Here is a 24991-nt window from a genome sequence, read left to right as displayed (position 1 = left end):
ACATGTACAGAGCACTGTTACTGGTTGGCTGCCTGCTCCTCGGCAGTTGTGGCAACGTCGGTGTCGAGCACTATGCCAAGGAGCAACCAAAACTCGACCTGGCGGCATTCTTCTCACGACCGGTGCAAGCCTGGGGGATGTTCCAGAAGCGTTCCGGCGAGGTGGTGAAGCGCTTTCACGTGCGTATCGACAGCCGCCGCGACGGTGAGCGGCTGATCCTCGATGAGCATTTTCTGTACAGCGATGGCACGCGTCAGCAGCGAACCTGGACGCTGGTGCCGGAAGGTGCGGGCCGCTGGCGAGGAACAGCGGGTGACGTGATCGGTGAGGCCCGTGGCGAATCGGCCGGTAATGCGCTGCGCTGGCGCTACCGGCTGGACCTGCCGGTAGACGGGGAGCATTGGCAGGTGGACCTGGACGACTGGATGTACCTGATGGATGAAGACACCCTGATCAACCGCTCGAGCATGAGCAAACTGGGCGTGGAGATTGGGCAGATCACTCTGTTCTTCCGCCGCTTGCCGGAGGGCACACCATGAACCTGAATGCGCTTACTCAACGGGTTACGGCCGGTGAAGTCAGAGAGCTTGAACTGCTGTCGCTCGAAGGTGGCTTCTACATCCTCCGCGCACTGACCGGTGCCGGCCCGGTCACGTTGATTGATGATCATGGTCAGCCCGTTCGCCTGCGCTCCACCACCGAGCTGCGCCACTTGTTGGCCGAGCTGCCACCGGTGCCGTGCATGCTGGTGCAGCAGGTGGTGCATGATGAAATGTGTGGGCAGCGTGACGGACCTATCGCGCCGCTGCGGGTGCCCGTGACGCTGACGACCCAATGGTAGCCCGGCCCCCGCGGCTGGGGTTGGTGCTCGGTGACCAACTGTCGTTCGACCTGGCAAGCCTGGGGGCCCTGGACCCTACCCGCGACGCTATTCTGATGGCGGAAGTGGAGGGCGAGGCCCGCTACGTGCCGCATCATCCGCTGAAGATCATCCTCATCTTCAGTGCCATGCGGCATTTCGCAAAGGCGCTGCGGGAGCGGGGTTGGCAGGTGCACTATGTCGAGCTTATCGCTGCCGGCAACAGCGGTAGCATTGCGGGCGAGCTGCGTCGCTGGCAGCAGGCATTGGGCGCCACGCACATCCACCTGACAGAGTGCGGTGAATGGCGCCTGGAGCAGGCGCTACGCGATGCGCAGCTGCCGCTTGTGTGGCACCGCGATACGCGCTTTTTGTGCTCGCGTGAAGCCTTCGCGCGGTGGGCGCAGGGGCGTAAGCAGCTGCGCATGGAGCATTTCTACCGCGGCATGCGCAAGCGTTGCGGGTTGCTGTTGGAGGCCGATGGCAGCCCCGCAGGCGGTGCCTGGAATTTTGATGGGGACAACCGCAAGCCGTTGCCGCGCCAGTTGCGAGGGCCGTTCGCTGCGCAGTTTGAGCCAGACGCGATCACGACAGCGGTAGTGGCCTTGGTTCGGCAGCGTTTCAGTGACCATTACGGGGCCGTGGACGGGTTCAACTACCCCGTGACCCATGAGCAGGCTCATCAGCTCTGGCAGCATTTTCTCGATTTCGGCCTGGCGGCGTTCGGTGACTACCAGGACGCCATGGCAGAAGGCGAACCGTACCTGTTCCATGCGCGCATCAGCGCGGCACTCAACATTGGCCTTCTGGATGTGCGTTGCCTGTGCGACGACGTCGACAAGGCGTGGCGTGAGGGGCGGGTGCCGCTGAATGCCGCCGAAGGCTTCATCCGCCAGTTGATTGGCTGGCGCGAGTATGTGCATGGCATCTACTGGCTGCGCATGCCTGAGTATGCCGGGCTCAATCATCTGGGTAACCAGCGTGCCTTACCGGAATTCTACTGGACGGGCGCCACCCGCATGCGCTGCATGGCGCAAACCATCGGGCAGACGTTGCGCTTGGGTTACGCCCACCACATCCAGCGGCTGATGGTCACCGGTAATTTCGCCCTGTTGGCCGGCATCGTGCCAGACGCCATTTGCGAGTGGTATTTGGCGGTGTATATGGATGCCTTCGACTGGGTCGAACTGCCCAACACGCTGGGAATGGTCATGCATGCAGACGGTGGGTACCTGGGGTCGAAACCGTACTGTGCCAGTGGTCGTTACATCCAGCGGATGTCCGACCATTGCAAGGCGTGCAGCTACAAGGTCGACCATGTGGTCGAGGAGGATGCCTGCCCATTCAATGCCTTGTACTGGCATTTTCTGATACGTCACCGCGCTCAGCTGTCGGCCAATCCACGCCTGGTCATGGTCTACCGTAACCTGGACGGCATGCCGCCTGGCCATCGCGAAGCGGTGTGGTTGCGTGGTCAGTCACTGCTGGCGCGGCTGGATGCTGGCGAGGTGGTATGAAAAAGAGCCTGCTGCCCAGCAAAACCTGCGTGGTATGTGGCCGACCCTTCAATTGGCGCAAGCGCTGGGCACGCTGCTGGGCCGAGGTGCGCTATTGCTCCGAACGCTGCCGCCGGTCAGCGCCGCGCCGCGATGTGCAGTAGTAATGGCAGGGCCAGGGCCCACACCGGCATAAGCAACAAGCCGGTTTCAATCACACCCAGCGGCAGGCCGACCCCCGCCAACCTGGCGCCACCGACGTAGGCCAGTGGGGCGCCAAGGGCGCCCAGCAACGCGCCGCGCCAGTAAGGCCGGCCGGCCCAGGCCAGGCTATGGCGAAGGCCGCTGGCCAGCACCCACCACAGCAATACCAGCCACAAGGGCAGGGGCCACGTATCGAAGCTGAATACGCCCAGTGCCCCGAGCACGCTATCCAGCACGCAGCCGGCCAATGCGACACGCAACAATGCCTTGATTTCTACCTTGTAGTCCGGGCAGAGCCACAGGTGTATGGCCAGGCCGAGTGGCACCAGCAGCAACAACCCAGGGTACCGAGCGCCCAGCACGCAAGCCCACCAACCGGCCTGCAACCAGAGTGCATTGGCGATCAGCCAGCTGCTGGGCATCATTCACCGGCCGGACAAAAATGGGCGTCGAGATTGCCCCTTTCAAGATTATTGAAGGGCTTGGCGAATGGCTGAAAAACGGACATGTTTGGCTCCAGATGATCCTCAAGCAACAGTGAACTGTTGAAGGATATAGCTGAAGCCTATGACTAAATTTGTACAAGTCAACGAAGTTGTACAGCTTCTTATCCAGTCCTGGCCTCACTCAACGGGTACGTAAGTGAGCGATTTCCGCTTGCAGTTCGCGAACCCGCTGTTCGGTGTTCATTTTGATACTGAATGACCGGATGAGTGCTACGAAGGAACCTATTCCGCTTTTCAGTCAAGCTGCCCAAGGCCGACACGCATGCGGGCCAGTGCTGACCTTGTAACGTCGCTAGCGCAGTGCGTCGGATCCACAGACGGTGTCTAGCATGGACTGGCAGCGTTGGGTATAGGACTGTGCAAACAGCCTGTACCTCGATGGCTTCCTTTTGAAAGTGTGAAACATTCTTAAGGATTGATTAACCATGGGCACGCCCTTCGCCTCGGTAACATGCCGTTCTTTTTTCCTGCGGAGAACGTTCCAATGCGTCGAATGCTGCCCTTTGCTGCCCTGCTAATTACGTCAATCGCCTGCTCGGCTGCTGACGCCGCGCAAGCAGGCGCTCAAACGCTGACCGTCCTGAGTTCAGGCGGCATCATGGGCGCTATCCGGGAAGTGGCCCCAATCTATCAGAAGAAGTTCGGTGTGAAGCTGGAAGTACTTGCCGCGCCCTCTATGGGGGAGACCCCACAGGCTGTCCCGAATAGGCTCGCCCGCGGTGAGCAGGCGGATGTTGTCCTGATGGTGGGCTCGGCGCTAGACAACCTGGTGGCCGACGGCCAAGCGGACAAAACCAGCCGCGTCGATCTTGGGAAATCGTTCATCGCCATGGCCGTACGCAAGGGCGAACCGAAGCCGGATATCAGCACCATGCAGGGATTGCGCACGGTGCTGCAAAACAGCAGCGCTGTCGCCTACTCTGACAGCGCGAGCGGGGTATACCTCTCCAAGACCCTGTTTCCTCGCATGCAGCTCGGTGAACAGTTCGAGGCTAAGGCTCACATGATACCGGCTGAACCCGTCGGTGCAGTGGTCGCGCGCGGCCAGGCGCAGATCGGCTTTCAACAGCTAAGCGAGCTCAAGCCGGTAAAGGGCATCGACATCGTTGGTTTGATCCCGGCCGAAGCGCAGAAAATGACAATGTATTCGGGCGCGGTCGTCAGTAAGAGCCAACATCATGCCGCAGCCCAGGCGCTACTCGACTACCTTGCCTCGCCACAAGCCGACGCCGCGATCGAAGACAGTGGTCTGACGCCACTGCCTCATACCGCCAGCTAACCATACATGCGGGCGCCGATACCGAGGCTGTAGCGTACTTACGACCAGCTGAACCGCCCAGGCTCTGCAAATACCTTTAACATGGCTCAGCACTTGGGCCGGTCGTTGAAAGAGACTTGTATGGAGCTGCGTCAACTTCGCTATTTTCTGGGTGTATTGGAGTACGGCAGCCTGGGCAGGGCTGCGGTCGAGCTTGGGGTTGGCGCCTCTGCATTGAGCCAGCAACTGTCGAAGCTGGAGGGTGAATTAAGTACCCGGCTTTTGACACGTTCGAGTACCGGCGTCTCCCCGACGGCAGCGGGCCTGGCCTTCGAATACCATGCTCGCCTGGCGCTGCGCCAGGCAGAACATGCCGTCCTGGCGGCACAAAGCGGGCGCATGAGCGGCTATGCCAGCGTGGGGCTGGCACCGACCACGGCGTCGATTCTAGGCCTGGCATTGATCGACAGGATGCGCGAACGCTATCCCAACATTCGTCTGCACCTGGTGGAAATGCTATCTGGCTATCTGACCAACCAACTCAATACCAGGCACCTTGACCTGGCGGTGTTGTTTCAGACGGAAACAGGGCCGCGATTAGAGGTGCGGGCGCTTTTGACAGAGCGACTGTTCGTGCTGGTTCCTGCGCCGCTGGTCAACGCTGAGTGGGGCGAGTCGTTAACACTGGAGCAGATCGCGACGCTACCCTTGGTGATGCCCAGTACACAGCATGGTTTACGCACGACAATGCGCGCGATTTTCGAACGGGCGGGGCTAGAGACCAGCATCGTCATGGAAGTCGATGGCCTGTCGTTATTGATGGATTGCGTCTGTGCCGGTCATGCCGCCACCATTCAGCCTGGCGCGACGGTGGCCCGGGCGCATCAGGCGGGCTTGCGCGTGTTCGCTATCGATGAAGCACAGGCGCAGCGTCGCAATGTGATTGTCAGCCTGACCGATGACGAACTTTCGCCGGCCGCGTTGGCGACACGGATCGTATTGCAGGATGTCGCCCGGGACTTGGTGGAACAGGGCCGATGGCCTGGGGCCCGGTTGCTTTGACCCAGGCTCGGGGGCCTCTCACCCAACCCCTTTAGTAAAACTGAATGCCTCCCCTCGGCGATCGCGTTTCGCACCCTCCGGGCACTGATTAAAGTCCGTGGCCACGAAGAGCCCCCGAACATTTGGCTCTTCGCGACCTGGAGGCGAAATGATCGATGTGTTAGTCATCGGAGGGGGCAATGCCGCCCTCTGTGCCGCGCTGATGGCGCGCGAGGCCGGAGCCAGCGTGCTGCTGCTCGAGGCTGCACCCCGCGCTTGGCGCGGTGGCAATTCGCAACATACGCGTAACTTGCGGTGCATGCATGATGCCCCGCAGGACGTGCTGGTGGAGGCGTACCCGGAAGAAGAGTTCTGGCAGGATCTGCTGAAGGTAACCGGTGGCCAGACTGACGAGAAGCTCGCGCGCCTGGTGATTCGCGCGTCCTCCCATTGCCGCGGGTGGATGCGCCGTCATGGCGTGCATTTTCAGCCATCGTTGTCTGGTGCGCTGCACACCGCACGGACCAATGCCTTTTTCATGGGCGGCGGCAAGGCGCTGGTCAATGCCTACTACCGTAGCGCCGAAAACCTCGGGGTACAGATTCGCTACGACTCACCGGTGGCCGACATCGAACTGCAGGGCGGTCGCTTCGTTGCGGCCCATGTGCCAGCGCGTGAGTCCCACGGGCGACAGCTGCCTGCCGAGCGCATCGAAGCGCGCAGTTGCGTCCTCGCCGCCGGCGGCTTCGAGTCCAATCGCCAATGGTTGCGTGAGGCCTGGGGGCAGAACGAGCGAGGGGAGTGGCCTTCGGACAATTTCCTGATTCGCGGTACGCGTTTCAATGACGGCGTGCTGTTGCGCCGCATGATCGAAAAGGGCGCTGACAAGATTGGCGACCCGACACAGGCGCACATGGTGGCGATCGATGCCCGTGCCCCCCTGTACGACGGGGGTATCTGCACCCGTATCGATTGCGTGTCGCTGGGCGTGGTGGTCAACCGCGACGGTGAACGCTTCTACGATGAGGGCGAGGATTTTTGGCCCAAGCGCTATGCCATCTGGGGGCGCTTGGTGGCACATCAGCCGGGGCAGGTTGGTTTTTCGATCATCGACCAGAAAGCGCTCGGTCGGTTCATGCCGCCGGTTTTCCCAGGCACTGCCGCCGACAGCCTGGAGGCGTTGGCCGGCTTGCTGGGTTTGCCCGTGCAGGCCTTCGTTGAAACCGTGCGTGCCTACAACCGTGCCTGCCAGGTGGGAACCTTCGATCACACGCGCCTTGACGACTGCCACACCGTGGGCCTCGAACCGGCTAAAAGCCACTGGGCGCGCCCGCTCGATACCCCGCCTTACTACGGGTACCCCCTGCGTCCTGGCGTGACCTTTACCTACTTGGGGCTGCGCACCGACGAAACCGCCGCGGTTCACTTCGATGGGCGCCCCAGCCCGAACCTTTTCGTCGCCGGCGAGATGATGGCGGGCAACGTGTTGGGCAAGGGTTACACCGCAGGTGTCGGCATGTCCATCGGCACCGCTTTCGGCCGCATCGCCGGGACCAGCGCCGCGGCAGCGGCAGGACACGTCTATCCAGAACAAGAGAATCGCCATGACCGCACAACTGCCTGAACCACGCCAACCGGATGCCGCCCAGCCGGGCCTTGCACTGATCCCGGTACTGAACCTGGAAGAGCAGGAAGTCGATCGGCAAATGCGGATCTGTAACGCCTGCCGATACTGCGAAGGTTTCTGCGCTGTGTTCCCGGCGATGACCCGCAGGCTGGAGTTCGGCAAGGCCGATATCCATTACCTGGCCAACCTTTGCCACAACTGCGGCGCCTGCCTGCACGCCTGCCAGTATGCTCAGCCCCACGAATTTGCCGTGAACGTGCCACAGGCGATGGCCAGAGTGCGCGGGCAGACATATGCCGATTACGCCTGGCCGCCCCTCTTTGGTCGACTGTATCGGCACAACGGCACCTTTGTCGCCGGTGCCTTGGTAATCGCGTTGTCACTGTTCTTGCTGCTGACGTTGTACGTCAACGGCACATTGCTGCCGGGGCGGTTGGCGGGGAACTTCTATGCTGTCTTCCCGCACAACACCTTGGCCTTGATGTTCGGCGGTGTCTTTGCCGCGGCAGCGGTGGCGCTGACGGTGGCGATACGGCGTTTCTGGCGCTCGGTCTCGCCTGCCGAGGCCCTGGCGCAACCGGCCAAGGGGGCAGTGTTCGAGGCCTCGAGCGCGGCGTTGACCCTGAAGTACCTGGACGGTGGGCATGGCCAAGGCTGCACTGATGTCGATGATCGATACACGCTCTGGCGCCGTCGTTTCCATCATTTCACCTTCTACGGCTTCCTGTTGTGCTTCGCTGCCACTGTGGTCGCTACCGGGTACCACTACCTATTGGGCCAGCAGGCGCCGTATCCATTGCTGAGTGCACCGGTGCTGCTGGGAACCTTGGGTGGTGTTGGCCTGATCATCGGGCCGGCCGGGCTTCTGATGCTCAACCTTCGCAGGGCACCGGAGCAGGGCGATGTTGCCCAGCGCCCCATGGACCGGGCTTTCATCCTGCTTCTGCTGCTGGTCAGCGCTACTGGCCTTGCCTTGCTGGGCCTGCGTGATACTGCAGCGATGGCAATTGCGCTGGCGATTCACTTGGGTGCGGTGATGGCGCTATTCATCACGCTGCCATACGGCAAGTTCGCCCATGGCCTGTTCCGCAGCGCCGCACTGCTCAAATTTGCGATCGAAAAGCGCCGGCCCAACCCACTGGGTTTGGGGGAGGAATGAGCCATGAACGCAGCCCGTAATTACCCTGCGTTGCGTCAGGCCGCAAGACGCGCATTGCTTTCAACGGTTCGGCCATTTGTCCAACAAGATCGACACGAACTTCTCCGCTGCGGGCGACAGAGACGCCCCTCGGCGATAGACCAATCCCAGTGTGCGGGTTACCTGCGGTTCGATCAGCGGCACGCTGACCAGCGTCGGGTGGTCGGCGCTTGGCATGGCCAGGCTAGGCATGGCCGACACACCCAGCCCGGCCTCGACCATGCCCAGCGAGGTGGACAGGTGCTGAACCTCATAGAACCACTTTGGCCGCAGGTTGAGCCCGGACAGCGCATGGTCCAGCAGCATCCGGTTGCCGCTCAGGCGGCCTACGCCGATCAGCCGGTAGTCGGCCAGCTCTGTCCAGGTGACGGAGTCACGGTTCGCCAACGGGTGGTCTCTTCTGCAGGCCAGCACGAAATGCTCCTGCACCAGGGAGACGAACTCGATGTCTGGGTGCTGGCCGCTCATCATGTTGATGCCGAAGTCCGCTTCACCCCGCAGCACGGCTTCGAGCCCGTCATTGGCGCTGAGGTCCAGCAGGCGAATACGGATCTTCGGGTACTGCTCGTTGTAGTCGCGGATGACCGACGGCAGAAAATAGAACGCTGCCGTCGGGATACAGGCAAGGGTGACCTGGCCGCTCTGTCGTTCGGCGAGTTCGCGAATGCTCAGGATCGAATCTTCGAAGTCATCCAGCAAGCGCCTGGCCTTGGGCAAAAAGTCCCGCCCGACGCTGGTGAGGCTAACGCGCCGGGTGGTGCGTTCCAGCAATGAGGTGCCTAGTCCTTCCTCGAGCTTCTTTATCCGCCGGCTGAGTGCCGGTTGGGACAGGTGCAAGGCTTCTGCAGCTTCATGGAAACTGCCTAGTTCGGCGATTTTAACGAAAGATCGAATGTCTTGAAGCTCATATTCCATCTGAGTTGACTCCCCAACCTTGGCCGTAAATTGATGTGTGAATCGCAATAATGCCTACGATATTTGCATTGGAATGATTTATACAGAGCTGTCAGTCTTGTGCCCACAACATCAATGATGTCCATTGATCAACAAGAGTGCAAAATCATGCAACGAATTCCCTGCGTGCTCATGCGCGGTGGCACCTCTAAGGGGCCCTTTTTCCATGCATGGGATCTTCCTGCCAATGTGGTCGAACGCGACGAACTGCTGATCAACCTGATGGGTTCCGGGCATGAACTGGAAATCGACGGTATCGGCGGTGGTAGCCCTCAAACCAGCAAGGTCGCGATCGTCAGCCCTTCGCTGCATGCCGACGCCGACGTCGATTACCTCTTCGTCCAGGTCATGGTTGCCCAGCGCCGGGTCGATACTGCGCCCAACTGCGGCAACATGCTGTGCGCCGTTGGCCCGTTCGCTATTGAGCAAGGGCTGGTCAAGCCCCAGGATGGCAAGACCCTGGTACGCATCCGTAACTTGAACACCAACACCTTCGTCAACTCGCTGGTGGAAACACCTGGCGGGATCGTGCGTTATGAAGGCCGTACGGCGATCGACGGGGTACCCGGCACTGCCGCCCCGGTGCACCTGACCTTCCTCGATGCGGTAGGCAGCAAGACTGGTAAGCTGTTCCCGACTGGCCAGGCCCAGGATGTGATCGACGGTGTGCCAGTCACGTGCATCGACATGGCCATGCCAATGATGATCGTCGATGCCAGCCAGTTGGGTGTCACAGGCTCCGAGACCCCGGCGCAGTTGGATGCGGACACGCGCCTGCTACAGCGTCTGGAGGCGTTGCGCCTGAAAGCAGGCAAGGCGATGGGGCTGGGCGATGTCAGCGGCATGGTGATTCCAAAGCCAGTGTTGGTTTCTCCGGCGCGCTATGACGGCACGCTGCAGGTCCGCTACTTCATGCCCCATAACTGTCACCGTGCCCTGGCCATTACCGGTGCTATCGGCCTGGCGACTGCCTGCGTCAGCCCTGGCACGGTGATCTTGGACATGCTTGGGGATCAAGCCCAGCAATTGAAAGAGGTCCGTCTGGAGCACCCGAGCGGCGGTATCGACGTGGCGCTTACGCGCAGCGGTGCCGATGGCAAGACACTTCAGGCCTCCGTGGTGAGAACCGCACGCCGACTCTTTTCAGGCTTCGTCTACGCCCCGACCTTGCGCAGGATGGCAGGGTAGGAAGGGGCGGATCACGTTGGCAACCATCGCATCCGCACAATTTCAACAATGGGTGATGCCTCATGAAACTCGCGAAGTCACTGTATTTCCAGATCCTCTGCGCTGTCCTGCTGGGCGTGGTGGTTGGTCACTTCTGGGCGCAACAGGCCGTTGCGCTGAAGCCACTGGGTGATGCGTTCATCAAGCTGATCAAGATGATGATCGCCCCCGTGGTGTTCTGCACCATCGTCACCGGCATCGCCGGCATGACCGACAAGCGCTCCCTTGGGCGGTTGATGAGCAAGACCTTGCTGCTGTTCCTGGTATTGACGGTGGTCAGCCTGATCATTGGCCTGGGGGCGGTGTACCTGTTCCGTCCGGGTGTCGGCATGAACATCGATCCGGCTACGCTCAGCACTGTAGGCCTCAGCCAGTACACCGCCTCTGCGGCCAAGCTCAGTGTGGTCGATTTCTTCATGCACATCATTCCGGACACCTTCATGGGGGCGTTCAACAAGGGTGAAGTGCTGCCGGTGTTGTTCATCGCTGTACTGAGCGGCTTTGCTCTGTCATCAATGGGCGAGAAAGGCAAACCGGTACTCGATGTACTGGAGTCGGCCTCGACCATGGTGTTTCGTATCTTCGGCTACCTGATGCGCTTCGCCCCAATCGGCGCCTTCGGTGCACTGGCCTTCACTGTCGGGCAGTATGGCGTGACCTCCCTGGGCGCATTGGCCAAGCTGGTAGGTACACTCTATATCGCCTGCGCATTCTTCGTGCTGGTCGTGCTGGGGGGTATCTGCCGGGCGCACGGCTTCAGCCTGTGGAAGCTGCTGCGGTATTTTCGCGAGGAGTTTCTGGTGGTGCTCGGCACATCGTCGACCGAGCCCGTTCTGCCGCGCATGTTGGAAAAACTCGAGAAGCTTGGCTGCAAGAAAGGTGTGGTGGGGCTGGTGCTGCCAACCGGCTATTCCTTCAACCTCGACGGTACCGCCATCTACCTGTCACTGGCGGCGGTGTTCATCGCCCAGGCTTGCAACATCGATCTGACGTTGGGCCAAACGTTGACAATGCTGGCGATCATGCTGTTGTCGTCCAAAGGCGCTGCGGGCGTCACCGGCAGTGGCTTCGTGGCGCTGGCCTCGACGTTGACGGTTATTCACGACATCCCATTGGCAGGGCTTGCCTTGCTGATCGGTATTGATCGCTTCATGTCCGAAGCGCGTGCCCTGACTAGCCTGGCCAGCAATGCCGTGGCCACGGTGGTCATTTCACTGTCGGAGAACGCTTGTGATCGGGAAACCTTGCTGCGTCGCCTGAACGGCACCCCGGCAGCCCCGGGCGAAGCGGACACGGCGCAGGCCAGCTGGTCAGCCGAACCTCGGCATCACGGCTAATAGCCGCTTCCACCTCCCATTGTTGACTTAAAATCCCACTCAACATCCCAGTGATGTCGAGTGGGGTAGGGGGCCGTCTGCCCTATAGACGGCCGCACACAATAAAAACAAGAGAAAAGACCATGCTCGCACTTCTGGGCCTGATTATGGTGGTGACCTTCACCTACCTGATCATGAGTAAACGCCTGTCTCCTATCGTTGCCCTGACCGTCGTTCCGATTGTTTTCGCTGTGATTGGCGGCTTTGCGCCGGACCTTGGCAAGATGATGCTCGATGGGCTGAAAATGGTCGCACCGTCTGCGGCGCTGCTATTGTTCGCCATCCTGTTTTTCGGCCTGATGATCGACGCCGGTCTGTTTGATCCGCTGATCCGCAAGATTCTCAAGCGGGTGAATGGCGACCCGATCAAGATCGCCATCGGCACCGCCTTGCTGTCGCTGCTGGTGGCGCTGGACGGTGATGGCACCACGACCTACATGATTACCTGTGCCGCCATGCTGCCGCTGTACAAGCGTATCGGCATGAACCCGATGATCCTGGCCACCGTATCGATGCTGTCGTTGAGCATCATGAGCGGCATGAGCCCATGGGGCGGGCCTGCCACCCGTGCCATTGCGGCGCTGGGTCTGGATGCGACCGAGTACTTCATCCCGATGCTGCCGACCGTCATCGGTGGGGCAGCGTGGGTAGTGTTCACAGCCTACTTGCTTGGCCGCGCCGAGCGCCGACGCATCGGCAACATCGCGCTGGAGTCCGGTGGTGGTAACTGCTACATCAAGGAAATCCTCGGCGATAACCCGCACAAGCGCCCACGGCTGGCCTATGTGAACCTGTTGCTGGTCATCGCTGTCATGACTGCGCTGGTGCTGGGGGTTATGCACGCCGCCATCTTGTTCATGATCGGTTTTGTCGCCGCATTGATGATCAACTACCCGCAACTGGACTTGCAGAAAGAGCGCATTCTCGCCCATTCAGGCAACGCCATGACCGTGGTGCTCCTGGTGTTCGCCGCAGGCATCTTCGCCGGTATTTTCTCGGGTACGAAGATGGTCGATGCGTTGGCGCAGACCCTCGTGGACTGGATTCCGGAAGCCTGGAGCCACTGGTTCCCGCTGGTGGTGGCGCTGACCAGCATGCCGCTGACTTTCGTGCTTTCGAACGACGCTTACTACTTCGGCGTTGTGCCGATCCTGGCCAATGCGGCTGCCGCGTATGGTATCGACCCTGTAGAAATTGCCCGCGCCTCGGTGCTGGGCCAGCCTGTACACCTGATGAGCCCGCTGGTGGCTTCGACCCTGCTGCTGGTGGGCATGGTCGATCGAGATATCGGCGACTTCCAGAAGGCAACCGTGAAGTGGGCGGTTTTGACATCGTTGGTCATCACTGCGCTGGCCTTGCTCACGGGTGCCTTGTCCTTCTTCGTCTGATCTAAATAGGGCGCAGCTTGCGCCCACCTCATCCAATAACAACAACAGAGTATCGAACATGTCCCGAGCTGTTTTCCGTGGGGCCACCTGTGGCCTGCTCTGCGGCTGGTTGCCTGTGGCCGGCGCTGCCGGATTCATCGACGACAGCAAGCTCAAACTGCAGCTGCGCAACGTCTATTTCAACGAAAACTTCCGCGACGAACAGGGCATGAGCGCCCGCGCTGCTGCGACCGCCAAGAGTGAGCGAGTGGAATGGGCGCAGGGCTTTTTGCTCGACTACCAATCAGGGTTTACCCAAGGCCCGCTGGGCCTTGGGCTCGACGCCCTAGGGCTTGTAGGGGTGCGCCTCGACTCGGGGCGTGGCCGCAGCGGTACCGGCCTGCTGCCGGTCCATGACGATGGCCGCGCTGCAGGCGAGTTTGCCAGTGCCGGCGTGACTGCCAAGGCGCGGGTGGGGCAGACCGTGGTCAAGCACGGTACCTTGCTGCCCAAGACACCGGTGCTTGTTTATAACGATGCCCGGCTTCTGCCGCAGACCTACCAGGGCACGCAGTTGACCAGTACGGATGTCGATGGCCTGACGCTGACCGCCGGCCACTTGGATCGGTTCAAGCAGCGCGACTCGTCCAACAGCACGGGCCTGTACCTGGATGGTTACGGCGGCGACGAGTCTGGCGATTTCAGCTTTGCGGGTGCTGACTTAGCCATCAGCAAGCAACTGCGTGTGAGCTACTTCCACGGCCAGCTCGAGCACTTCTACCGCCAGGATTATGCAGGGCTGGTGCACGATCTACCCTTGGCCGGCGGGGTGTTCACCACCGACCTGCGCTACTTCAAGAGCCGCGACAGCGGAGCTGCTTATGGCGGCAAGATCGACAACGACATGTTCAGTGGGCAGGTGTCGTATACCCACTCCGGGCACACCGTCGGTGCCGGGTACCAGATGCTAGATGGCGATGCCGGGCTGCCCTACATCAGCGGTGCGACGGTTTATTCATTCAGCAACGTCGGCATCGGCAAGTTCATCGAGGAGGAAGAGAAAACCTGGATGGCAAGCTATGCCTACAATTTTGCAGCAGCCGGTGTCCCTGGGCTCACGTTCATGGCGCGATACCTGAGCGGGGACAACGGTCGTTCCGCTGAAGCCGAACTCAACGAATGGGAACGTGACATGGAACTGGCCTACGTTGTGCAGTCAGGGCCCGTCAAAGGGCTGGGTGTAAAACTACGCAACTATGTCTACCGTTCTGATTTTTCCCGCGGGCGCGACAGTAATCGCATCTACCTGACCTACGACATTGCGATTTGGTAATGCGGCACCATTGCAAGTACAGGTGGTGGCCCTCGAGATAGCCAAGCACGGCCAATACGGGATCATTTGCTATCGTGGTGTCGACTCGTAGGAGCTTTGCGCCGTGTGATGTTGGCTGTCTCAATCACAACACCTTGTCGAGCGTGATGGGGAAGTCCCTTACACGCTTGCCCGTGGCATGGTAGACCGCGTTGGCCACCGCGGCGGCTACCCCGACGATGCCGATTTCGCCGACACCCTTGGACCCCAGTTCGTTGACAATATCGTCGTGCTCTTCAACGAAGATCACGTCGATATTCCCGCTGTCTGCGTTGACCGGGATGTGGTACTCCGCCAGGTTGTGGTTGACGATGCGGCCCAACCGATGGTCAGTCAACGCTGCTTCGTGCAGGGCCATGCCCACCCCCCACACCACGCCTCCCAGAATCTGACTGCGCGCGGTTTTCGGATTGACCACCCGTCCTGCCGCGACCGCGCTCACCACTCGGGTTACTTTGATCATGCCAAGATCCTCGTCGACGTGGACTTCCACGAAGACCGCCGAATGGGTGGCGGTGGAGAACGGTTGGCGCCTGGCGCCGGGTTCGGCGTCGATCTGCACGGCAAACTCCCCGCCGGGGGCGCTGGCAACGATGTCCGCCAAGACCAGCCGATGGCTGCCCGCGTGCAGGTAGCCCTCGGCGAAAACGATCTGCTCCCGGGGCGTGCTGGCCACTTGGGGGTACATTTTGCGCGCATGTTCCAGCACTTTGGTGCGCAGTACCTGGCAGGCCTGGCGCACGGCCGAGCCCACCGACGACACCGTGAACGATCCGCCCTGAAGCGGGGCGGTGGGCAGTGAGGAGTCACCCAGCATGAAGGTGACATCCTGCACCCTGACGCCAGCGGCGTCGGCGGCAATCTGAGTCATGACGGTGTAGGTGCCGGTCCCGATGTCGGTGGTGGCACTGCTGACGGTGAGGTGGCCTTGGGCATCGATATGGGCCTTGGCGCTGGCCTTCATCTGCATGGCTTCCCAAACGCCACCGGCCATACCCCAGCCTACTAACTGGCTGCCATTGCGCATGCTGCGCGGTTGGGGGTTGCGGTTACGCCAGCCAAAACGTTCGGCGCCTTGCTGGTAACACGCCAGTAGCTCTTTGCTGGAGTAGGGTTTGCCTTCGTTGGCATTGTTGGCGGCAAAATTACGCTGGCGCAGGTCAACCGGGTCGATCTGCGCCGCACAGGCCAGCTCATCCATGGCGCATTCCAAGGCAATCATCCCGGACGCGGCCCCAGGCGCACGCATGTCCAGCGGGGTGTACACATCGAGCGATGCCAGGCGGTAGCTAAGCGCAATGTTGTCGCACTGGTAGAGCATGCCGCTCCACTCCACCAGGTGCTCGGTGAAGTCCTCAAAGCGGGAGGTCTGGCCAAGCGCATCGTGGGCGATCGCCAGCAAGCGCCCGTTTGCATCTGCACCCAGGCGCAGGCGCTGCTCGGTGCGGGGCCGGTAGCCAAAGGTGAACATCTGCTGGCGCGTTAGCGTGACGCGCACCGAGCGCTGCAGGTGCAACGCTGCCATCACTGCCAGCGGCAACTGGTACTGCGGGCGCAAGCCCGAGCCGAAGGCACCGCCGACGAACGCCGCGCGCACATGGATGTTTGCCTTGGGCAGGCCGAACACCTTGTGCAGGTAGTCCTGGCAGTTCTGGGTGCCTTGGGTCTTGTCGTGGATGTCCAGGGTGCCATCGGCTTTGTACAGTACGGTCGAGGCATGGGGCTCCATCGGGTTGTGGTGCTCGTTGGCCGTCAGGTAGGTGGCATCCACCTGCACCGCGGCCCCGGCAAACTGCCCGGCGAAGTCGCCACGCGGCGCCGGTGTTTGCGCAGGTGCCGCATGTGACTGTTGGCATGCGCCAAGGTCTGTCTGGTGGGCTTCCTCGGCATAGTCGATCCTGATCAGCGAACCTGCATAGCGGGCCAGTTCGAGAGTTTCGGCGACCACTAGCGCCAACGGTTGCCCGCTGTAGCGCACGCGATCATTGAACAAGGGCCGAAACGGCGCCCCCTGCGCAGCATCGGCGTCGCTGTAGTCGTCGTCGTAACTGGAGATGCGCGGACGATGGCCATGGTCGAGCACGGCGATGACCCCTGGCACACGCATGGCCTGCGAACTGTCGATGTCGAGCACCCGACCGCAGGCGATGGTACTGGATACCACGCTGCCATGAAGCAACCCCGCCTCGGGGTATTCGCCTGCATAGCGTGCCTGCCCGGTGACCTTCGCCACGCCGTCCACGCGGTCCAGGGGCGTGCCAACTACCGGTATGGGTGTGATCATGGTCGTGTTCCCCAGTCCGCGGCGCCGCGCGCCGCATCATTCAATGCCCGCACGATTGCCCGCTGGGCGAGCGATACCTTGAAGCCGTTGTGGCTCAGGGGCTGTGCACCTTGCAGCAACGCTTGCGCGGCGCGGGTGAAGAGCGCTTCGCAAGGCACTTGGCCGGCCAGCATGCGCTCCACAATCGGGTCCCGCCACGGCTTGTGGGCAACGCCGCCCAGCGCTAGGCGAGCCTGCTGGATCAGCTTGCCATCGAAGCTCAAGGCGGCGGCGACCGACACCAGCGCGAACGCGTAAGAGGCGCGGTCGCGTATTTTCAGGTAACGGTAATGGTGGTCGAACGCCGGGGGCGGCAGCTCGATGGCAACCACCAGTTCATCGACTGCCAGGTGATTGTCGCGCTCCGGGGTGCCCTCGGGAAGCCGATGGAACCCCGCAAAGGGTATCTGCCGTTCACCGCCCGGGCCCTGTACATGCACCACGGCTTCGAGCGCTGCCAATGCCACGCACATGTCCGAGGGATGGGTCGCGACACAGGCATCACTGGCGCCGAGAATGGCATGGATGCGGTTCATACCTGTACGCGCAGGGCATCCGCTGCCTGGTTCGCGCTTGTTGCAGGGTGTGCCGGTGTCATAGAAGTAGTAGCAACGGGTACGTTGCAGCAGGTTGCCACCGGTGCTGGCCATGTTCCTCAACTGCGGTGATGCCCCCGCGAGGATGGCATGCGATAACAGCGGGTAGTGCTGTTCGATCGTCGGGTGCCAGGCCAAGTCGGCATTGCTCACCAATGCGCCGATCCGCACGCCGCCGTTTGAGGTGGGGTGGATGCCGTTCAGCCCAAGGCCGGAAATATCGATAAGGCGCTTGGGGCGAACCACGTTTTCCTTCATCAGGTCGACAAGGTTGGTGCCCCCGGCAATGAAGTGCGAGCACGCGTCAGCCAGGCTGACGGCTTCACGGACCGATGCGGGCTTGTGGTAGCTGAAGGGCGTCATGGGTTCGGCCCTCGTTGTGGCTGGGCCTCGGCCCTCATCAACGGCAGGGCTTCTTCCACCGCAGCGACGATGTTGCTGTAGGCACCACAGCGGCAAAGGTTGCCGCTCATCTGTTCGCGGATCGCTTCGCGGGTGTCGGCATGCCCTTCATGGGCAAGCCCGACGGCGGAGCAGATCTGGCCTGGCGTGCAATACCCGCATTGAAAAGCATCGTGAGTGATGAATGCGCGCTGCATGGGGTGCAGAACGTCGCCGTTGGCCAGCCCTTCGATGGTTACCAACTCGGCCCCATCGCACATGATGGCCAACGTCAGGCAAGCATTGACACGCTTGCCATCGCGCAGCACGGTGCAGGCCCCGCACTGGCCATGGTCACAGCCCTTCTTGGTGCCGACCAGGTCCAACTGCTCACGCAGCAGGTCGAGCAAGGTGGTCCAGGGGTGCACCTGCAGTGTTCGGGGTTGACCATTGAGGGTCAGGCGGAGGGGGTATTCTTCAGCCCCATGGGGAGAGATCGCGCTCATGGTAGGTCCTCACGGTCAGGGTTCGCGCAGTCCGCTGCGTCTTTGTTGTGCGACCTGGCCGGCTGAGCAAACGTTCAGCCGGTTAGCCGACGTGCCCATCACTTTTTGCCTGGTAGCACCGAGCCGAGCACCTGCTTGGCTGTCTGGACGATGATGCCCGCCTGGTCGGGGTCGCCCTTGAGCAAGGTACTGGCAAACTTCTTCGCTTGCTCCAGCTTGATGTGCGGTGGCAGTGGCGGCACGTTCGGGTCGGTCTTGAACTCGATCAGTACCGGCCGATCCGCAGCCAGCGCGCGCTCCCACGCAGCGGCAACGTCCTCTTCGCGGTCTACGTAGATACCTTGCAGGCCAATGGAAATAGCGAACAAATGGTAGGGCACGTCAGGGATCGACTGCGACGCTTCGAACTTGGGGTCGCCCTCCATGACCCGTTGCTCCCACGTCACCTGATTGAGGTCCTCATTGTTGAACACAGCACAAATCCATTGTGGGTTGTCCCACTGTTGCCAGTACTTGGCCACGGTGATCAGTTCGGCGAGGTTGTTCATCTGCATCGCCCCATCGCCCACCAGGGCAACCACAGCCCGTTGCGGGTGGGCGAACTTGGCAGCAATCGCATAAGGCACGGCTGCGCCCATGCAAGCCAGGCCGCCGGACAGCGAGCACTGCATACCCTGGCGAATCTGCAGGTCGCGGGCAAACCAGTTGGCACAGGAGCCGGAATCGCTGGTGATGATGGCCTGGTCGGGCAGGCGAGGGGACAGCTCATGCACTACACGTTGCGGGTTGATCGGGGCAGCCTTGACCAGGGCGCGCTTGGCCACGGTCTTGTCCCACTGCGCACGCCAGGTCTGCACCTTGTCGCGCCAGCGCCGTTCGGTCTTGTATTCAAGTAACGGCAACAGTGCGCGCAATGTTTCGCAGGCATCGCCGACCAGGTTGACCTCCATCGGGTAGCGCAGGCTGAGCATGTCGGGTTGCAGGTCGATCTGCACGCCCCGTGCCTGGCCTTCCTTGGGCAAAAACTCGGAATAGGGGAAGCCGGAGCCGATCATTAGCAGGGTGTCGCATTCGCTCATCAGCTGATAACTGGGTTCGGTGCCGAGCAAGCCGATCGACCCGGTGACCCACGGCAGATCATCCGGTAGCACAGCCTTGCCCAGCAGCGCTTTGGCCACGCCAGCGCCGAGTTGTTCGGCGACCGCCATTACTTGCTCAGTCGCCTGCAGGGCGCCGGCACCCACCAGTATCGCCACTTTGCGCCCGGTGTTGAGTACAGCGGCGGCGCGCTGCAGGTCTTCGTCGAACGGCAATACCCTCGGCTTGCTGTAGCCGATGCCTGAATGCACCGTACCGTGAGCCCGCGGGGGCTCGTTGTAGGGCAGGTCCTGCAAGTCGTTGGGCAGAATAACAGCGGTGACCCGGCGTTCGCCGACGGCCGTACGCACTGCACGGTCGAGCAGGTGGCGCACCTGCTCTGGCGTAGAGGCCTGCTGGACGAAGGCACCGGCGACATCCTTGAACATCGACAGCAGGTCCAACTCCTGCTGGTAGTGCCCGCCCAGTGCTGCACGGGCCTGTTGACCGACGATGGCCAGCACTGGCTGATGGTCCATGCGTGCATCGTACAGCCCGGTCAGTAAGTGCGAGGCGCCCGGGCCGGAGGTCGCGATGCAAACACCGAGCTCGCCGGTGAACTTGGCATGGGCGCTGGCCATGAAGGCGGCCATTTCCTCATGCCGGGCCTGGATGAATTCAATCTTGCCGTTGGCCCGGCTCAGCGCGCCGAACACGCCATTGATGCCGTCGCCGGGGTACCCGAAGATGCGCCGCACGCCCCATTGATACAAACGCTCCACCAGAAAGTCGCCTACCGTGCCGGTCATTACCTGCTCCCGTTTAGTGATCGATAGGGGTCTGGACTTGGCAGGTGTCGGGAAAGTTTCAACGGTATGCGCACCCGTCTGCCGGCTGGAACTTGGCAACAGCGGGTGGGTTCGAACCTGAACCCATCAACCGATCAGGATGCGCATCGTGACGCTCATGAACACAGCAGATGCCGCCGTACAGGCGTTGTATTTCGAGGACGACGGCGCTACGCCGAACAGCCGTTTTCCCGTGCTGTTCTATCGGCTGAAGCTTGATCCGTCGGTGGATAATGCCCGTGCTTTCGAAGCACTGTTTGCGGCTCACCAATGGACCCCGCTGTGGCGCGACGGGATCTTCGATTATCACCACTTTCACCCTAACGCTCATGAGGCGCTGGGCATTGCTTGCGGGCAGGCCCGATTGACGCTTGGCGGAGCATCTGGGCAAAGCGTCAGCGTAAAACGCGGCGATGTGCTGGTGCTGCCGGCAGGCACGGGTCATCGCTGCATCCAATGCAGCGATGACTTTCTGGTGGTCGGCGCCTATCCACACGGGCAGGAAGACTACGACATCCAGCGGCCCGCCAGCGCCGCCCACCCGCACGCGCTGGCGCGCATCGCCAAGGTGCCGCTCCCTGAGCAAGACCCGGTCAGTGGCATCCGCGGTGCATTGATGACGCATTGGCGTTAAGTGCGCGGCTAACGGGGCTTGCGCTAAAACGCTCTCAGGGCCGCCAGATAGCATCGGCTATTTCAGTTAACTGCCGGAACCTGAGCCTGATCCGCTAGCGGCCGAGCCGCTGCTTCCACTGCCCGAGCCTGTGCCACTATCACCAGAGCCATTACCGCCGGTTCCCGAGCTACTGTTGGTACCGTCACCTCCGGTGTTGTCCGTCCCATTGTCATCAGTACCGCCATCACCGGTACCCATGCTATCGCCTGGTGTTCCTGAGCCCGTCGCATCGCCTTGGCCGTTCATGTGCCCATTGTCATGGGATTGTGTGCCCGGGGCGCGCTGTTCGTTCAGGTCTGTGGCAGCCAAGGCAAGGGGGGCGCCCAGGCTCAGGCACAACGCGAGCAGTAATGTATGTGGTTTTGCTGGCTTCATGGCGGAGCGCCTTTTCTGGTTGTTCACCCTCTATTCGGCCTGCTGATAGCCAGAGGGTGCCTGCAGAGCGACGGAAGGCTCTGCTAACTTGGCATAGACCACCAGGCGTAGGTGGCGGTCTTCGTCGATGGTCAGCGAGGTGTGCTCGAACAGCTCGATCTTGCCGTCAATCGTCAGCTTGCGCATGCCTGCAGAGGGGGCGTGAACATCGTGCCGGCGCCACCAAACTTTGAACTCCGGTGAAACGCGCTCCAACTCCGACACCAGTTCATGTATGTCGGCATCTTGTGGGGCGCGGGCGAAGTCGCGCCGGAAGCCCGACAACATCTGCGGCGCCTGTTCATCCCAGTCATACAATTGCTCTCGCAGAACAGAATCGGTAAACAGCAGCCACAGTAAATTGCGACGCTCGGGTGTGTGCGAGCCAAAGTTAAACAGCTGATCAGCAAGCGCATTGAAGCCCAGTACATCCCAGCGCAGGTTGAGTACAAAGGCGGGGTGCGGCAAGTCGTGCATCAGGCGCCGTACCAGTGGGGGTAGCACGCACCATGTTTTGCCGGGTTCGGCAGGTGGCCGTTCGTGAGCCAACAGGAACAAGTGGCGTCGTTCTGCGGCATCCAGCTTCAGCACCCTCGCCAGGTTGTCCAGAAAAGCAGCCGAAACCCCTATGTCACGGCCCTGTTCCAGCCACGTGTACCAGGTCAAACCGACACCTGCGAGTGCGGCAACTTCTTCACGTCGCAGCCCAGGCGTGCGGCGGCGACCACCACTGGGTAGGCCCACATCTACAGGCGATAGCCGCTGGCGGTGCGCCAGGAGGAATGCCGCCAGATCGACGCGTGTTCGTGCCAAGGTTCGCATTGCTTATCTCGTTACTTTGAGTAATAGCATAAAGGGTTAAATTGTAATCGCTTAACGGTGGTTCGAGAATGCTGACGTCTCTTCTCAGGATGCGCAAGATGAACTCGAACTCCCACCCTTCAGTACTGCCTGTGCGCACTGTTGACGGCCCGCCCTGGCTCGGTTTGTCGGTGCTGCTATTAGCCGGTTTCGTGACGATTTTCGATCTGTTCGTGGTCAATGTGGCCATCCCCAGCCTGCAAGCAGGGTTGGCGGCCAGCTTCGCACAGGTTGGCTTCATCGTGGCCGGCTATGAACTTGCGTTTGGCGTCTTGCTGATTACCGGCGGCCGTCTGGGCGACCTGTTCGGGCGCCGCCGCCTCTTCGTGATCGGCATGGCCGGGTTCACCTTCGCCTCCCTGCTGTGCGGGCTGGCCCCCACTGCCGGCTTCCTGATTGCTGCGCGGGTATTACAGGGGCTGGCGGCGGCGTTGCTGTTCCCGCAGATCTATGCCTCTATCCGTGTCAATTTCAATGACGGCGACAGCCGTCGTGCTTTTGGTCTACTGGGAATGACCCTGGGGCTGGCCGCCATCGCAGGGCAAGTGCTGGGTGGCGGGTTGATTCATGCCGACCTGTTCGGCCTGGGGTGGCGTAGCATCTTCCTCATCAACGTGCCTATCGGCCTGTTGGCCATCGCGGCGGCACGTTATATCCCTGAGTCGCGCGCACCACAGCGACCTACCCTGGACTGGGCGGGCGTAGGGTTGGTCAGCACCGGCCTAGTGCTGCTGCTAGTGCCGTTGATCGAAGGACCGGCGCTAGGCTGGCCAGCCTGGTGTCTAGGGTCGTTGGGCCTGGCGGGAGTACTGCTGGTACTTTTCCATAGACAGCAGGAGCAGCGAAGAGCAGACGGCGGATTGCCACTGGTGGATATGCGCTTGCTGGCCCAGCGTCACTTCGCGTTGGGCGCATTGCTGGTGTTTTTGGTGTATTCCACGTCCAGTTCGTTCTTCTTGTGCTTCACCTTGTTGGTGCAGACCGGGCTGGGGCTTGATCCTTTGACTGCGGGTAGCATTTTCGCACCCTGCAGCGTGGGATTCGTACTAGCGTCGCTCGTCGCGCCCAAGCTGGTGGCGAGATGGGGGGCGAGCGCCATCGTTGTAGGTGCGATGGTGTATGCCGTTTCGATCGGGCTATTGATTGCGCAGGTTTGGATGGCGGGCGCGGCCCTGAGGCCCACGGGGTTGATCCCCGTACTGATGGTGGTCGGCGCCGGCCAGGGTTTCATCATGACGCCACTGCTGAACCTGGTATTGGGTTTTGTCGATGAAGCCCAGGCCGGTATGGCGTCGGGAGTGATCTCGACTGTCCAGCAGGTGGGGGCGGCTCTGGGAGTAGGGGTAGTGGGCATCCTGTTCAACAAGGCGCTGGTCGCGGGTGATGGCGGGGTCGTGCTGGCAGGTCACTACGTGGCGGCTTTCGTCACGGGCATGCTCTACAACTTGGTGGCAGCGCTGCTGGTTGGCCTTTTGTTGCTGATGTTGGCGAAGGCACAGCAGCCGGCGGTAGGCAGTTGAGAGAAAGCGTGCGATGGCACGTGAACTGATTGTGCTAGCGCCCATTTGAGCCTTAGGCGGCGTGGTTAAGGGCGCAGCTTACGCATTGGATTCGTGCCAGTCGCTATCCCCAGTGATGAACGGGCGTTCCTGCGACAATGCTCGACATCAATCGCTGATACATGGCTCGCAACGCTGGAGGCGGCTTTTCAATGCCTCTAAATCGCCTTAAAGGCTGTCAGGATCCCCAAAGAACATTTTGACATGGCTCTAGGGCGGTGGTTTCAGAAGACTATTTTGAAGCTATGCCCCCAGTTTTGCCCCCAGTCGCCCCAGGTGCACGGGCGATCGCGACTGGCGATTTCTGACACGGGCGAGGGTGGTCGTCAGCGGCCTTCAGTGTACGCCATTCTCGGCTTGTTCGGGCATGCCTGAAGACTGGTGCCTAGGGTATGACGCCAAGCATGGCGCGTGAGCGTAGACGACGCTCCGGTTCCAAATGCTCTCACTGCTGCGCTACCATACTGGCACTTTGAGGTCGGCGGTTGCTTCGCTTGAGCAGCGATGTATTTATTGATGGGATCGTGAGGCTTACGGTCCTCCGCTGCGCATTCGGGGAGCCTGAAGCCTGGATCAAGCGCGGAGGACTCGTTCAATTTGGCTAGGAAACGGTCCTCAAGGGCGGCTGCGCTCTTAGCCGAGCTGGCCATGGCGTTCGAGTATTCGCATCAAAACGCTGTTCGCATGACTGAAGTTCTCGCGCTGATCGCGAAGCTCATAAGCCCATTTTGCGCCGTGGAAGAGATTGTTGCGTAGGCGCCAGACGATCATCAGGAGAGCCAACATTCGGTCGCATGGGGTGTCATTCACCCCTTCAATAACCGCCTGAACGAGGTCGCGGTGGTCTGAGGGCCGGAGTTGCAGGTGAGGGAAATGGTGAGTCAATTCACCGTCGGTATAGTAACGACTCCGATAATAGGCAAGCTCCGCGTCGTAGAGCTCAGCTCCTAGTGTGGTGTTTCAGAAATACCACTGAAAATCATCTACCCAGCGCTCGTGCCGCGCGAGCGACTGAGGCAAGGATGTCCTCGGCCTTCTTGTGCCACCGAAATGGCTTCGGATTCTGGTTGTAGGTTTCCAGGTAGTGCTCAATCGACGCCTCCAGATCCTTAACGCTGACATGTGCCTGCCGCTTGATCCACTTCTCGCTCAGCGTTGAGAAAAACCTCTCAACCAAATTCAGCCAGGATGCCGAGGTGGGCGTGAAGTGGATGTTGTAGCGTGGCCTCGCCGCAAGCCACGCCCTGACCTTGTCAGTCTTGTGA

General features: G+C 61.1%; 22 protein-coding genes. 14 read left to right on the top strand and 8 right to left on the bottom strand.

The window, feature by feature from the left end; translation table 11 throughout:
* The first annotated feature begins 2 nt into the window (after positions 1-2).
* From QOS90_RS07220 to QOS90_RS07205, 4 genes are read left to right on the top strand one after another with little or no spacing between them, the layout of a single operon-like run.
* Positions 3-539: a DUF3833 domain-containing protein gene (locus tag QOS90_RS07220; protein WP_027596490.1), complete on the top strand. Its 537-nt coding sequence runs from the start codon at positions 3-5 to the stop codon at positions 537-539.
* Positions 536-841, top strand: coding sequence for a DUF6482 family protein (locus QOS90_RS07215; protein ID WP_027596491.1), 306 nt, complete (start codon positions 536-538; stop codon positions 839-841). Before QOS90_RS07220 ends, QOS90_RS07215 begins: the two co-directional genes overlap by 4 nt.
* Positions 835-2376, top strand: coding sequence for a cryptochrome/photolyase family protein (locus tag QOS90_RS07210; protein WP_027596492.1), 1542 nt, complete (start codon positions 835-837; stop codon positions 2374-2376). Before QOS90_RS07215 ends, QOS90_RS07210 begins: the two co-directional genes overlap by 7 nt.
* The gene (locus tag QOS90_RS07205; RefSeq protein ID WP_081717559.1) at positions 2373-2519 is read left to right on the top strand and encodes a DUF2256 domain-containing protein; all 147 of its coding nucleotides are present in this window, start codon (positions 2373-2375) and stop codon (positions 2517-2519) included. Before QOS90_RS07210 ends, QOS90_RS07205 begins: the two co-directional genes overlap by 4 nt.
* Here the strand turns inward: QOS90_RS07205 and QOS90_RS07200 are convergent.
* The gene (locus tag QOS90_RS07200; RefSeq protein ID WP_085273827.1) at positions 2493-2981 is read right to left on the bottom strand and encodes a DUF2878 domain-containing protein; all 489 of its coding nucleotides are present in this window, start codon (positions 2979-2981) and stop codon (positions 2493-2495) included. The two genes, QOS90_RS07205 and QOS90_RS07200, sit on opposite strands and share 27 nt — an antisense overlap.
* Before the next feature lie 568 nt (positions 2982-3549).
* On the opposite strand from QOS90_RS07200, the gene QOS90_RS07195 reads away from it, so the two are divergent.
* The 4 genes from QOS90_RS07195 (at position 3550) to tcuB (ending at position 8150) form a co-directional block, all read left to right on the top strand.
* Positions 3550-4344, top strand: coding sequence for a substrate-binding domain-containing protein (locus tag QOS90_RS07195; RefSeq protein WP_027596494.1), 795 nt, complete (start codon positions 3550-3552; stop codon positions 4342-4344).
* A 120-nt stretch (positions 4345-4464) separates the two neighbouring features.
* Positions 4465-5385, top strand: coding sequence for a LysR family transcriptional regulator (locus tag QOS90_RS07190; protein ID WP_085273768.1), 921 nt, complete (start codon positions 4465-4467; stop codon positions 5383-5385).
* Positions 5386-5533: 148 nt separating this feature from the next.
* On the top strand, positions 5534-6988 hold the full coding sequence (gene tcuA / locus QOS90_RS07185; protein WP_085273767.1) for an FAD-dependent tricarballylate dehydrogenase TcuA: 1455 nt from the start codon (positions 5534-5536) through the stop codon (positions 6986-6988).
* Complete coding sequence (gene tcuB, locus QOS90_RS07180; protein ID WP_027596497.1) at positions 6969-8150, top strand: tricarballylate utilization 4Fe-4S protein TcuB; 1182 nt, start codon at positions 6969-6971, stop codon at positions 8148-8150. The genes tcuA and tcuB overlap by 20 nt, the downstream gene beginning before the upstream one ends.
* Before the next feature lie 60 nt (positions 8151-8210).
* On the opposite strand, the gene QOS90_RS07175 is transcribed toward tcuB, so the two are convergent.
* Positions 8211-9104, bottom strand: a complete 894-nt coding sequence (locus tag QOS90_RS07175) for a LysR family transcriptional regulator (RefSeq protein WP_085273766.1) — start codon at positions 9102-9104, stop codon at positions 8211-8213.
* 147 nt (positions 9105-9251) lie between these two features.
* Here QOS90_RS07175 and QOS90_RS07170 point away from each other — a divergent pair, with 147 nt between their 5' ends.
* The 4 genes from QOS90_RS07170 to QOS90_RS07155 all read left to right on the top strand — a co-directional run bounded on the left by QOS90_RS07170 (position 9252) and on the right by QOS90_RS07155 (position 14446).
* Positions 9252-10331: a 4-oxalomesaconate tautomerase gene (locus QOS90_RS07170; protein ID WP_027596499.1), complete on the top strand. Its 1080-nt coding sequence runs from the start codon at positions 9252-9254 to the stop codon at positions 10329-10331.
* 62 nt (positions 10332-10393) lie between these two features.
* Positions 10394-11707, top strand: a complete 1314-nt coding sequence (gene dctA / locus QOS90_RS07165; protein ID WP_027596500.1) for a C4-dicarboxylate transporter DctA — start codon at positions 10394-10396, stop codon at positions 11705-11707.
* A gap of 122 nt (positions 11708-11829) precedes the next feature.
* Positions 11830-13134 carry a CitMHS family transporter gene (locus tag QOS90_RS07160; RefSeq protein WP_027596501.1) on the top strand — a complete coding sequence of 435 codons (1305 nt, stop codon included), beginning with the start codon at positions 11830-11832 and terminating at the stop codon, positions 13132-13134.
* A gap of 58 nt (positions 13135-13192) precedes the next feature.
* Positions 13193-14446 carry an OprD family porin gene (locus QOS90_RS07155; RefSeq protein WP_027596502.1) on the top strand — a complete coding sequence of 418 codons (1254 nt, stop codon included), beginning with the start codon at positions 13193-13195 and terminating at the stop codon, positions 14444-14446.
* Between the two features lie 124 nt (positions 14447-14570).
* On the opposite strand, the gene QOS90_RS07150 is transcribed toward QOS90_RS07155, so the two are convergent.
* The 4 genes from QOS90_RS07150 to QOS90_RS07135 all read right to left on the bottom strand — a co-directional run bounded on the left by QOS90_RS07150 (position 14571) and on the right by QOS90_RS07135 (position 20177).
* The gene (locus tag QOS90_RS07150; protein ID WP_085273765.1) at positions 14571-16769 is read right to left on the bottom strand and encodes a xanthine dehydrogenase family protein molybdopterin-binding subunit; all 2199 of its coding nucleotides are present in this window, start codon (positions 16767-16769) and stop codon (positions 14571-14573) included.
* Positions 16766-17767: an FAD binding domain-containing protein gene (locus QOS90_RS07145; protein WP_085273764.1), complete on the bottom strand. Its 1002-nt coding sequence runs from the start codon at positions 17765-17767 to the stop codon at positions 16766-16768. The genes QOS90_RS07150 and QOS90_RS07145 overlap by 4 nt, the downstream gene beginning before the upstream one ends.
* On the bottom strand, positions 17764-18291 hold the full coding sequence (locus tag QOS90_RS07140) for a (2Fe-2S)-binding protein (RefSeq protein ID WP_027596505.1): 528 nt from the start codon (positions 18289-18291) through the stop codon (positions 17764-17766). Before QOS90_RS07140 ends, QOS90_RS07145 begins: the two co-directional genes overlap by 4 nt.
* 98 nt (positions 18292-18389) lie before the next feature.
* Positions 18390-20177 carry a thiamine pyrophosphate-requiring protein gene (locus tag QOS90_RS07135; protein ID WP_085273763.1) on the bottom strand — a complete coding sequence of 596 codons (1788 nt, stop codon included), beginning with the start codon at positions 20175-20177 and terminating at the stop codon, positions 18390-18392.
* Positions 20178-20334: 157 nt separating this feature from the next.
* Here QOS90_RS07135 and QOS90_RS07130 point away from each other — a divergent pair, with 157 nt between their 5' ends.
* Positions 20335-20850: a cupin domain-containing protein gene (locus QOS90_RS07130; protein ID WP_097151358.1), complete on the top strand. Its 516-nt coding sequence runs from the start codon at positions 20335-20337 to the stop codon at positions 20848-20850.
* Positions 20851-21297: 447 nt separating this feature from the next.
* Here the strand turns inward: QOS90_RS07130 and QOS90_RS07125 are convergent, their stop codons facing one another.
* Positions 21298-22128 (bottom strand): helix-turn-helix transcriptional regulator, encoded by an 831-nt coding sequence (locus tag QOS90_RS07125; RefSeq protein WP_050580792.1) that lies wholly within the window; start codon positions 22126-22128, stop codon positions 21298-21300.
* Between the two features lie 98 nt (positions 22129-22226).
* On the opposite strand from QOS90_RS07125, the gene QOS90_RS07120 reads away from it, so the two are divergent.
* Positions 22227-23687, top strand: a complete 1461-nt coding sequence (locus QOS90_RS07120) for an MFS transporter (RefSeq protein WP_085273760.1) — start codon at positions 22227-22229, stop codon at positions 23685-23687.
* Positions 23688-24705: 1018 nt separating this feature from the next.
* On the opposite strand, the gene QOS90_RS07115 is transcribed toward QOS90_RS07120, so the two are convergent.
* A partial coding sequence (locus QOS90_RS07115) for a transposase (RefSeq protein WP_283600545.1) occupies positions 24706-24991 on the bottom strand: 286 nt, incomplete at its 5' end.

This window comes from Pseudomonas sp. LAIL14HWK12:I10, from assembly GCF_900184205.1.
GTDB classification, from domain to species: Bacteria; Pseudomonadota; Gammaproteobacteria; order Pseudomonadales; family Pseudomonadaceae; genus Aquipseudomonas; species Aquipseudomonas kermanshahensis.
Note: the sequence above shows the minus strand (reverse complement) of the source record. Positions and strands in the feature narration are given on the sequence as shown.